Below are 12,809 nucleotides of genomic sequence, written 5' to 3'. Positions count from 1 at the left end.
GGTTTGACCCTTTTTTCCTAATGCACCATTTAAGATGAAACAGTCCAGTAGGGTGCGTTAATGAAATGTAACGCACCATCTTCAAGTCAAAAGTTAAAAGTTAAAAGTCTAGTAGTAGTCCAGTAGGGTGCGTTAATGAAATGTAACGCACCATCTAGATTTTTATGTTCGCTCAGATTTTTATGTTCGCTCAGTTACGCTGACGCTAACACACCCTACTACTACTACCACTCAACCACTGCTGAAATACCTCAAACCTGCCATCGTCAGGATGAACAATACGATAAATTCGCAATCGCTTTTTCTGATGAGTTTCTGTGCGCAAACACTCCAAACTATAACCAATTTTATCCAAGAAACGCCGCACTATTGTAATAGGGCTAGAATTTACCGCCAACCCTATCCCGACTATACTTTTAATTGCTGCTCGGTTTGCTAAAGCAGTCTTGGCTAACAATTGCAAATCTTCATCAATATTTTTCAACTCTCGTTGCCTATCTTTCAACAATGGCGGTATTTTCAATAATTCCATCATCCCAATGGTTGCACCCAATAAGCGATCGTTAAAATCAGGTATGAAAATATTTCCCTTGCCCAACTCCAAAATTGTTTTCGCTATTTCAGCATCCCGTGCAACTAAGTATTGTCGCCCTACAGTCATAAAATAATGTAGTTGCAACTGTTGATACCATCCAGAATCATCTTTTTCTACCAATTCAGAAGTTATAGGGATACTGTAGCGCAGCATTAATTCAAATTTTCGTTGTTCGCGTTGTTGTTTGCTGGTTTTGGATAATCGTTTTTTTAGTTTTTGATATTCGGCCAAACTAATATTTCGGGCAGTAGCGATCGCCTCACATTCTGTCTGATAATTTTGCTTAATTACAGTAGCGATCGCTTCCTGTAAATCATTAATTTCTGTAAGTGTTTCTGATGATTTTTTTGCTTCTAAATTATTAGCTAAAACTTCTGGGGAAGCTTCGAGAATATGATGTCCTTCGATTCGCAAAGCTTCTAAAATAGACTCTCGATATTGATTCATTCCTGCATTGAAACGAACGGCTAGTTTTGCCCAACACAAAAAAGATTCTGCCTGAAAACCTGTTTCTAAATCATCCAAACTATCAAAATCTGATTGTTGTAATAGTCTAATATTTAGTTGAGTCAAACGTTGTTCAGAATTGAGCAAAGAAGTAATAGAAGTCGAACCATTACCAACTTGATTAAAACCAGAATTTGCTACCCATAAATATCTCGGAATATTCTCACGAACTCTACCTAAAGATTGACAAACAGAAGTTGCTCCTTGTACTCCTTGAGCAATAACCCAAACAGAAGTGAAATGACCTTGAATATCAATACTAATTCCTGTTTCAATTGAAGGAGAAGCTAAGACAATATCGTATTGTGGCAATACTTGATTTAATGATTTAATACAACCATAAGCAGGATGATTAGGTTCAGCTAAAGATTCTGAATCTATTCTGAGGATTTTTAAGTCAGGAAACTGTTTTTTCAAATAAGCTTCTAAAGCACGGGTTCCCCATTTACTTGTGATTTTTTGTGCTGATAAACATACCATTGGTTTGCCACCTTCACGGATATGTTTGTGTAAATCTGCGATTAATCTTTTGGGAGTAGTTTCTGGATAATTAAAAACTTGCCAAGCTTCTTTTTCTCCAGGGAGCCAATCGTTTTGAATAATAAAAGGTTCTAATTTTACTCCGGCTAAAGCTTGTAAATAATCTATTGAAATATCGCTTAAGTCAGCATCAGCTATAAATACCTGACCCACACCTCCTAAAACATTTTGCATTAATGTTTTGAAAGACCTGAGAATTTCTACTCGGTTTTGCCGACAAGTATTAGAATTTAAACCATGCCAAATCACCTGTTCTATTTCATCAATAATTACCACTCCATCAGACCAATTTTCCGGATTGAAACTAGCCTGAGAATTAGGATGTAGGGAATCAATACATAAACCAATACCTAATAATTTATTATCCGATTTTTTATCTACTTCTGTAATATATTTTAGTCCGAAACGTTGACATAACTCTTGTACTAACTGCACTCGATGACCAATAACTAAAACCTTTTGATTGCGAGCTACAGCTTCACTGACAATTTTCTCTAATAACTTAGTTTTTCCAGTGCCCTTAGCAGATTTAATTCCTACTAATTTTGCCGGAAAATCAGTGCTATAGGCTAGGTCAAGATTATCTAATTTTTGTAAATTATTACTGCTGATAGAACCTAAAATATGTTGTTCGGAAAGATAACGACTATTAACTCTAAGATTTACAGGATATGTGAGTTTGCTAAATGATTTAGCCTTCCAAAGTTCTAAAGGTAATGCGTTTTTATAAGCTTCATCAAACAAACTTTGCCCATGATTTGCGATTAAATCGTCAACTCCCTTACCCAATTCTGGATTCCAGGAAATAACTTTAACATTACATCCTTTTCTTGTGAGTAAATATCCAGTTTGTCTAATAGCAGCATTAACATTTTTAATAGTCTTAGGTTTAGTATCTTGGTCAAATGCAATATAAATTTCTCGATGATTATTTGCTAGCTTTTCTAACTGAGGAATTAAATTCGATCTACCAATACGGTTGCCATATTCATCTCTAATAACTCGATATCCCCCAAAAATTCCTGGTAAAGCGATCGCTACATAACCACCTGTTAATAAAGCACCTGTTTTTTTTGCCCCTTCAGTAATACATAAAGGTATTTGAGGATGAGCGATAAACCACTGCCAAAAACCAAGGTCTGGTTGATTATTATCAATATCTTCTGGCAGAATTTCTATTTGATAACGACTGGCAATTTGATGCCACAAATGTAGGGGTATTTTTAGGGCAAATAAACTGGTGGGAGTTTTCGGAGGATGTTCATATTTAATTAACTTTTTTTGGTCATAACTGTGACGTGGTTGACTAGGTTTAAAACAACCCCAAAGGTCTTCTTCTCCTGTAAGTAAATCAATTCCCGAACACCACCATCCACCTTCTTCAACGTGTTGGTATCGCTTTAATATTTGGCTAGTTACTCGGCCATCATTTCGTCTAGGAATAGCATCAGAATAAAACAAAAATTCATAAGGCCGTTGTCCTTCTAAAGGAACAACATTAAGGTGTATTAGTTGGTCATCGACACAGCTATTAGTCCATTCTCGGAAATAATTAATTGGTGTTTCGGCCTTAAGATTCATTTAATAATGCACTCTATATATAGTGAAGGATTTTCATTATATGGGAAAAGCACACTATATACATATAAAATTTTTCTAAGACTCCGGGAGTAGAGGAGGGCATCCCCCCTACCCCCCTTTGAAAGGGGGGAAAAGACAGGACGGGTCGTGGAATGGGCATCTTGCCCGTTCCTAATATTTTCATCCCTCAGCAATGCCTTTTTTTATCACTCATTATTATGATATGACGGGTTGTGGAATGGGCATCTTGCCCGTTCCTGATTTCTTGGTTGCGGACATTCATTAAACACTACACAATCAGCAATTTTTTCAAAAAGGTATCCTCCTAATATTTCACATAAAGAAGGCGTGCAACTTGAGATACAAATACTGAATAATAGAGTAATTTTGGAAGTTGTTTTCATCTGAATTAAAATAGTTGTTATGTCAACCTTATTTACTTACAACTACAATTTAATCAAGGTATATTTGAGATTTATAAATAGAAATTTAATAGCATATTTTATCTTTAAATACCTTACAAAAATGCTCCAGATTAGTCAGTATGTATTTTTTTGCATATTCAGAACAAAAACATAATTTTTTATGCAAGTTTCTGCATATTTTGCTAATTGTTCAGAAGTATTTTTATATTCAATATAAGAAAACTTATACTTAAAAAGTCAAATATAAAGAGAGCCATGTCATCCGCCAAGAAATAAATTTATTGGCTCAAAGTAGAAGCCATATTTAGATGACTAAAAATAGCTAATTTATTATGGCTAATTAATTAGGCTTGATATAAAAACGTATCAGCTACTATAGTTTCAATACCCAGGGAATTTAAACTTCAATGGAAAAGGGACAATTTGACTACATTTATCAGAATTTGTCAGAATTTGAAAAAAAAATACTGGAGTTGCGTTTATCCGATAAGGATATAACACAGGAAGAAATTGCTAAGTCAGTAAATTGTGACCAATCTAATGTAGGAAGAAAATTAAAGGCGATCGCTAATAAATTTAACTATTCAGAATCTAGTTTGGATTGGAAAGAATATTTAGTTAAGATATTTAGCCAATATAAACCTGATTTAGTCGATCAAAAATTTATCGAACATTATGGTTTTTATCCAGTTTTCATGCCAGACAAACCTGAAGAACCAGATTCACCTTTTTATATAGAACGTTATCAGATTCGACGTTGTTCTGTTGAGTCTCAATGTTACCAAGAAATAGAAAGACCAGGTTCTTTAGTGAGGATAAAAGCACCTAAGAAAATGGGTAAAACTTCTCTGATTAAAAAGATACAAGCTAAAGCCAATGAAAATAATTATATTTCTCAGTATCTGAAGTTTAATCTTTTGATTGAAGATTCAAATGTCAGCAGTGTTAATGACTTTATCAAAGGGTTTAATAACAATCTCAAAAGTCGGTTTACAGATGTTCCAGAGGGGCCTGATTGGGATGATAATAATGCTAAAATTTCTTGTACTAAGGATTTAAAGGCACTATTGCTGAAGTTACAGAAAAATCTGGTTTTAATATTAGATGAAGTGGATGAAATTTTCCGATATCCAGAAATATCTAAAGATTTTTTTGCCATGTTAAGACATTGGTATGAAGAAAGTAATAATGTCAAAATTTGGAGAAATTTACGGATGGTAATTGCTTATTCTACGGAATATCACGGCACGTTAGATATTTATCAATCTCCTTTTAATGTGGGTTTACCGATAGAGTTAAAGGAGTTTAAAAAAGAAGAAGTAAACCGATTAATACTCTTACATCAACTTGACCTGAAAATAGTAGCTGATTTAATGTCTATGGTGGGAGGACATCCTTATTTGATTAGGTTGGCTTTATATAAAATGTCTCAGGAAGATTTGACGATTGAAAAGTTTTTAAAGGAGGCTCCTACTGATAGTGGAATTTATCGAGACCATTTGAGTAGGCATTTAGAAACTATGGGAAAGAGGTCGAAGATTAAAACAGTTTTTCAGGAAATATTAAAGGCTAATTCTCCAGTTAGTTTTGCTGATAAAAATCGAGAGATACGTCAGTTGGAAGCTATGGGATTAATTACAATTAAAGGTAATAAAGCTGAAACTCGTTGTGAGTTATATCGAAAATATTTTGGGGAATTTTTAGGTAGCAATTAGCTCGTAGTTGGGCTTTAGCCCTAAGATTGATAGGGTTAAATCCCTAATACAAACATATCACTTAGCTTTAAGATAAATTGGTCTAAAGCCCTACTACAAACATATTACTTAGCTTTAAGATTGATGGGGCTAAAGCCCTACTACAAACACTTTATTAATGAAATTATGATTTATCGCTCTACTGGAGGAAGTTTATCAGTAGACGACCCCACTTATGTAGAGAGAAAACAAGATACAGAACTATTAGAAAAACTCCTAGAAGGAGAATATTGTTATGTATTTAATTCTCGTCAAATGGGTAAGTCTAGTTTGCGGGTAAGAATTATAGATAAATTAACCTCCCAAGGTTGTCAATGTATCTCAATTGATATGAGTATGTTATCTGATTTTTCCATACCTAAAGAGTCTTGGTATGACGGTTTTTTAACGGAAATATTTGATAAATGTGACTTGGAAAATAGTAACAATTTTCAAGAATGGATAGCTAGTCATCTAAACTTAAGTAATCTTCAACGTTGGAAACTTTTTCTCGAAGAAATTTTATTTAGGAATTTTCCAACTCAGAAAATATATATTTTTCTAGACGAAATTGATACTCTGGGAAAATGCTATTTTAAAGATGAATTTTTGGGTTTTATCCGTTCTTGTTATAATCGCCGGGCTGAGAATAAAAAATCTGATTATCATCGACTGGTTTTTGGGTTTTTCGGTGCGGTTACTCCAGGGGATTTAATTAAAAATAGAAGGCATACTCCTTTTAATGTTGGCTATGGCATTGAGTTGACTGAATTAACTTTTGCGGGAGTAAAGAAACATTTAACTCAGGGATTAGAAGGGTATGTAGAAGAACCGGATGTTGTTTTACAAAAAGTTTTTGATTGGACTGGAGGTCAACCTTTTTTAACTCAGAAACTTTGTCAAATTATTGTTGATTATGCAGATAGTTCTCGACCAGATGTTGATAAGTTGGTAGAACAACATATTTTGACTTCTTGGGAGGATAAAGATAATCCTCTTCATTTAAAACATATACAGGATTATTTACTTAGTGATATTCAATTATTGAGGTTATATCAAAAGGTTCTTGAGGAGGGAGAGGTTAAGTTTAATAAGAGTCAAGTACAAATGTCTCTGAAGTTGTCAGGTATAGTTCTGAAAAAACAAGATAAATTGGTGATTTTTAATCAGATTTATCAGAGAGTTTTTAATCCAGATTGGGTTGAGGAACAATTGGTAAATTTAGAAAATAATCTGGATTTGCCTAAACCTAAAAGATTAAGTATGAGTTTAGCTATTGCTGGTTTATTATGGGTCGGAGTAATTGGTATTAGAGCTTTGGGTTTGCTCCAACCATTAGAGTTAAATAAGTTCGATTTATTAATGCGATCGCGACTTCCAGAAAAGCCAGACCCTAATATTTTAATTGTTGAAGCTACACAAGCAGATATTAACAAATTTGGTATTGGTAATGTTTTAAAGGATGAAATTTTGGCTGAGGTAATAACTAAAATTGATGCTTTTCAACCTGCAATTATTGGTTTAGATTTATGGCGGGAGAAACCTTTAGAATCTGAAGCTAATTATCGAAGGTTATTAAATATTTTGGCTAATAATCAGAAAATAATTGCTGTTTGTAGTACCAGTGAATATCGCCCTAATAAACCTGGTACTATACCTCCTGAAAGTGTGCCAAAAGAACGTTTAGGCTTTACTGATTTAGCTCTTGATAATGGTCAATTTAAAATTGTCCGTCGCCATTTAATGTTTATGGTTACCGAAGAGAAAGACCCTTGTCAAACAGGTTATTCATTAAGTGCTAGGGTGGCTTTAGATTTTTTGGCAATTAAAGGAATTAAACCAGAAAATACTCCGGAAGGAAATGTGAGAATTGGTGATGTTACTTTAAAGAGATTGAGGAAAGGAGAAGGTATTTATCAAAATTTTGATGATGGTGGGTTTCAAATTTTACTTAATTATAGAAACTCAAAAAAAGTAGCTAAAACAATTACTATTTCTGATGTTTTGAATGGGGAAATTAATGATTCTTTAGTTAAGGATAAAATTGTCCTGATTGGGATAACAGACCCTGCTGCTGGTGACAAATTTTCTACTCCTTATAGTCAGATTCAGCCTCCTAATCAAAAGCAAATGTCTGGAGTTATTTTACACGCACATCAGGTCAGTCAAATTATTAGTGCAGTTTTAGATGGAAGACCTTTAATTACTTTTTGGAGTTGGTGGGTAGAATGGTTGTGGATTTTGGCTTGGTTTGTTTTGAGTTGTGTGGTAAGCAGGCATTTTTTGCGAGGTTTTTCTTTGTTCTTATTTATAGTAGGAAGTACGTTTGTTTTATACTTAGTTAGTTGGTTTGTTTTGACTCTGGGTTTTGTGGTTCCTTTAGTGCCACCTTTATCTATTTTGGTATTAATTAATTGCGCTCTCCTTAGCTCCCCATTTCCAAAGAGGAAGAGGATTAAAGGGAATTAAACTCTTCAATATCTTTAACAAATTAGTATCACAAAAAGTTTTTTTAAGGAAGGAAATTATGAAATATAAACAAGTTATTGTTTGCACTTTGGGTTTATTGCTAGGAATGACTCAACCAGTTTTAGGAGAATTTGAAACCCCTGCAAAAAGTAGACCAGGGAATAGAGGAGATGCAGGAAATCGCGATCCTAATGCTCCTCCTCCTAAATTATGTCCTCAAATGGAAAAGCCTCTTTTAGCTCTTGTTCCTCAAACTAACTTCGGATACACTTTAGCGAGTCATCCGACTTTTTGGTTGTACATTCCTGGTTATAGCAAGTCTATTGATTTCACTTTAATAGATGAAGCTACTGGGAACAAAATTTATCAAACTAATTTTAATGTTAAGTCTGAACAGGGAATTATTAGTTTGAAGTTACCTTCTGCTGCACCACCTTTAAAGGTAGGAAAACAATATCGTTGGAAATTTGTTTTTGACTGTGGAGATGGAGCAGAGGATCTGTATGTTGATGTAGTGGTTGAACGGGTAGCAGCTAGCGATCGCTTAACCAGTCAGTTAAATTCCGCTACAACTGTGATGGAAAAGATAGATATTTATGCAGAAAATGGTTTGTGGCATGAGACTATTACTGAGTTAGGAAACTTGCGTCGGAGTAATCCTGATGATGTAGCGATCGCCACTAGATGGAATAGTTTATGGCAGCAAGAATATATTCGTTTCCCGGACTATGATTTGACTTTGGAGCAGATTCAAGATTGTTGTGATGTTGGCGATCAGTAGGGTTTAATCCCCCCAAACCCCCCTTTGAAAGGGGGGCTTAAGATTTGAAAGGGGGGCTTAAGAATTTTGGGAAGAGCGACTTAAGAATTCTGGTTGATGCCATAACTTTATTAAAATCGTATAAATAGGTGGCTTTAATTAAACGTAACTATGTCATTGCGACTGGAACAGAGTGGAGCATAAACCTCTCCCCCAATTCTCCTTTTTCCGTTCCCCCCCTTTCAAAGGGGGGATAGGGGGGATAAAAAGGGGTTTAGGTTTTACCCACAACTTTAGCCTAAACAGGCTACTACTTGGTAGAACTAAAGTTTTTTTCAGGAGGAAAATTATGAAAAGTAAGTATTTTGTTGTTGTTATTGTTGGTGTTTTTGGGTTATTAGTGGGAATGGTTAAGCCAGTAGTGGGGGAAATTCAACCTGCTGTGGTAGCGCAACAGTCTGAGGAAATGGAGGAAGTAGAACAACTTTTTCAACAGGCACAAGAGTTATCAGCACAGGGAAAATATAGTGAAGCTATTCTGCTATTAGAACGTGTTTTAGTTATTAGAGAAAATGCAGATGCTTCTGAAACTGTTGAAGCAGCGATAATTATTAACTCTTTAGGTCTACAGCACTATTACCAAGGTAACTATAGCAAAGCCTTACCCCTATTTCAAAGGTCTCTGGCAATCTATGAAAAAGCATTCGGAACTGACCATCCCTCGGTCGCCACTAGCCTCAACAACCAGGCAGAACTGTACCGTGTCCAAGGTAACTACAGTGAAGCCTTACCCCTATTCCAAAGGTCTCTGGCAATCTATGAAAAAGCATTCGGAACTGATCATCCAAACGTTGCTGCCAGTCTTAGCAACCTGGCCAATCTATACTATGCACAAGGGAACTACACAGAAGCCTTACCTCTATTCCAAAGGTCTCTAGCAATCAGAGAGAAAGTATTAGGAACTGACCATCCAGATGTTGCCAACAGTCTTAACAACCAGGCAGAACTGTACCGTGTCCAAGGGAACTACAAAGAAGCTTTACCCCTATTCCAAAGGTCTCTGGCAATCTATGAAAAAGCATTAGGAACTGATCATCCAAACGTTGCTGCCAGTCTCAACAACTTGGCAGAAATGTATCATGCCCAAGGGAACTACACAAAAGCTTTACCCCTATACCAAAGGTCTCTGGCAATCTATGAAAAAGCATTCGGAACTGATCATCCAAACGTTGCTGCCAGTCTTAGCAACCTGGCCAATCTATACTATGCACAAGGGAACTACACAGAAGCCTTACCTCTATTCCAAAGGTCTCTAGCAATCAGAGAGAAAGTATTAGGAACTGACCATCCAGATGTTGCCAACAGTCTTAACAACCAGGCAGAACTGTACCGTGTCCAAGGGAACTACAAAGAAGCTTTACCCCTATTCCAAAGGTCTCTGGCAATCTATGAAAAAGCATTAGGAACTGATCATCGAAACGTTGCTGACAGCCTCAACAACTTGGCAGTACTGTATCAAGTCCAAGGGAAGTATAAAGAAGCTTTACCCCTATACCAAAGATCTCTGGCAATCTATGAAAAAGCGTTAGGAGTTGACCATCCAAATGTTGCTAGCAGCCTTAACAACCAGGCAGAAATGTATCGTGCCCAAGGGAACTACAAAGAAGCCTTACCCCTGTTGCAAAGGTCTCTGGCAATCTATGAAAAAGCATTAGGAGTTGACCATCCATACTTTGCCCAAAGTCTCAACAACCTGGCATCACTATATAAAGTCCAAGGAAAGTACAAAGAAGCCTTACCCCTGTTGCAAAGGTCTCTGGCAATCTATGAAAAAGCACTAGGAACTGACCATCTAGATGTTGCTAGCATCCTTAACAACCTGGCAACATTGTACGATTCCCAAGGGAAGTACAAAGAAGCTTTACCCCTATACCAAAGGTCTCTAGCAATCAAAGAGAAAGCATTAGGAGCCGATCATCCATACTTTGCCCAAACTCTCAACAACCTAGCAGTACTGTACCATAACCAAGGGAACTATGCAGAAACTTTACCTCTGTTGCAAAGGTCTCTGGCAATCAGAGAAAAAGCATTAGGGACTGACCATCCAGATATCGCCCAAAGCCTCAATAACCTGGCAGGAATGTATCAAGCCCAAGGCAATACAACCAGTGCCATTGAACATCTCACCCGTGGAATGGAAGTAGAAGAAACCACCCTCACTACCTTCCTCGCCACAGGTTCGGAAAGTCAAAAACAAGCCTCTATGAAAAAGCTCTCCACAACTCAAACCACAGTATCCATACACCTTCAAGACGCACCCACAAACAAAAAAGCTGGCAACCTCGCCCTAACCACCATCCTCCGGCGCAAAGGTCGCATCCTTGACTTCACCACTGACTCCCTCCAAACCATCCGCAACAACCTCACCCCAGAAAACCAAAAACTCCTCGACGACCTCACTAACACTCGCAGTCAACTAGCGAATCTGTATTACAGTAAATCTGAAAATCGATCCCCGCTAGAACAATACCGTCAACAACTAGACATCCTCAAACTTAAAGCAGAAAAATTAGAAGCAGACCTTTCTCTTGCTAGTGTAGAATTCAGAAAAATTTCTCAACCAGTAACTATTGAAGCAGTACAAAAGTTAATTCCTACTGATGCAGCATTGGTAGAAATCGTGCAGTACAAACCTTACGATTTTAAAGCTAAACGAGGTGAAGAATGGGGAAAACCCCACTATGCAGCCTACATCCTCCATTCCACAGGCGCACCCCAATGGGTAGATCTGGGAGCAGTAGAACCCATCCACAAAGCCGTCACCGAATTTCGCAATACCTTATCAAATAAACCAAGCACATCAGATCAAGAACTAATAGAAAAAGCAATTGCCGAAACCAAGGCAACCGCCCGCACCTTAGATAAATTAGTCATGGAACCCATCCGCCAAAAACTCGGCAACACCAAACACATCCTCCTCTCCCCAGACTCTCAACTCAACCTCATTCCCTTTGCTGCTCTGGTAGATGAAAACAACCAATACCTAGTCGAAAACTATACCATCACCTACCTCACCAGCGGACGAGACCTCATCCGTCTTGACCTAGACTTCCCCACTAAACAACCACCCATATTAGTTGCAGCTCCCGAATACGATGAACCAGGTAAACCGACTTCAGAGCTACTTGCCACCAATAATACCCGCAGCAGCAACCAACGCTCTGCGGATATAGAAAACCTGAAGTTCGGCCCCTTACCTGGAGCCGAATTTGAAGCCAAAGCTATTGCACCAATGTTAAACGTCAAACCGTTAATAGGGTTAGAAGCTACGGAAAACGCTATCAAACAAGTAAAATCTCCAGAAATACTGCACATTGCTACCCACGGTTTCTTTCTGGAAAATGTGGAAACTTCCTCTCCTTCAGATTCGAGCAGAGATGGTTTGATACTTGAGTCTGAGTTCGGTCTTCAAGCACTGGCATTTAGAGCAGTAGAAAACCCACTACTGCGTTCTGGTATTGCTTTAGCAGGTGCAAATATTCGGCAAAGTGGTACAGAAGATGGGATAATGACAGCCTTGGAAATAGCAAATTTGAACTTGGCAGGTACTAAATTAGTAGTATTGTCTGCTTGTCAGACAGGAATAGGAGAAGTGAATGTAGGAGAAGGAGTTTATGGGTTGCGTCGAGCATTAGGTCTTGCAGGTAGTGAAAGTCAGGTAATTAGTTTATGGAGAGTTGATGATGCTGGTACGCAAGAGTTGATGACTAAGTATTATGAGCGGGTGTTGAATAATCAGGAGGGGCGTTCCGAGGCGTTACGACAGGTGCAGTTAGGGATGTTGGAAAATTGGATATATCAGCATCCCTATTATTGGGCATCGTTTATGCCTTCGGGAGAATGGGAGGGGATGTGAAGTCAGAAGTCAGAAGTTAGAAGTCAGAAGTAATGTTATGTCTCATTAAATAACTTTAATAAACAATCTTTATTCAACCTGGTAGGGACGTTGCATGCAATGTCCCTACATTAATGTTACTTGATATTAGAAGTTATATCATGTTCGGTAGAACAGTTATAATTAGGCTCGTAGTTGGACTTTAGTCCTAATATTAAGTATTGTAAGGGCTAAAGCCCAACTACAAACATAAGTCAGGACTTACGCAAATTCACCTTGAAAACGACATAATCCGGACATGATA

At 37.2% G+C, this 12,809-nt stretch carries 5 protein-coding genes; 4 read left to right on the top strand and 1 reads right to left on the bottom strand.

Annotation, left to right across the window (positions count from 1 at the left end; translation table 11 throughout):
- Positions 1 to 205: 205 nt before the first annotated feature.
- Complete coding sequence (locus AC3DU7_RS10970) at positions 206 to 3,223, bottom strand: plasmid replication protein, CyRepA1 family (protein ID WP_488039388.1); 3,018 nt, start codon at positions 3,221 to 3,223, stop codon at positions 206 to 208.
- 832 nt (positions 3,224 to 4,055) lie between these two features.
- Here AC3DU7_RS10970 and AC3DU7_RS10965 point away from each other — a divergent pair.
- The 4 genes from AC3DU7_RS10965 (at position 4,056) to AC3DU7_RS10950 (ending at position 12,526) form a co-directional block, all read left to right on the top strand.
- The gene (locus AC3DU7_RS10965; RefSeq protein ID WP_488039387.1) at positions 4,056 to 5,363 is read left to right on the top strand and encodes an AAA-like domain-containing protein; all 1,308 of its coding nucleotides are present in this window, start codon (positions 4,056 to 4,058) and stop codon (positions 5,361 to 5,363) included.
- Positions 5,364 to 5,528: 165 nt separating this feature from the next.
- The gene (locus tag AC3DU7_RS10960; RefSeq protein ID WP_488039386.1) at positions 5,529 to 7,850 is read left to right on the top strand and encodes a CHASE2 domain-containing protein; all 2,322 of its coding nucleotides are present in this window, start codon (positions 5,529 to 5,531) and stop codon (positions 7,848 to 7,850) included.
- Positions 7,851 to 7,908: 58 nt separating this feature from the next.
- Positions 7,909 to 8,631, top strand: a complete 723-nt coding sequence (locus AC3DU7_RS10955) for a DUF928 domain-containing protein (protein ID WP_488039385.1) — start codon at positions 7,909 to 7,911, stop codon at positions 8,629 to 8,631.
- Between the two features lie 328 nt (positions 8,632 to 8,959).
- The gene (locus AC3DU7_RS10950) at positions 8,960 to 12,526 is read left to right on the top strand and encodes a tetratricopeptide repeat protein (RefSeq protein WP_488039384.1); all 3,567 of its coding nucleotides are present in this window, start codon (positions 8,960 to 8,962) and stop codon (positions 12,524 to 12,526) included.
- Positions 12,527 to 12,809: the final 283 nt, after the last annotated feature.

It is taken from the genome of Okeania sp. (assembly GCF_983059655.1).
Note: the sequence above shows the minus strand (reverse complement) of the source record. Positions and strands in the feature narration are given on the sequence as shown.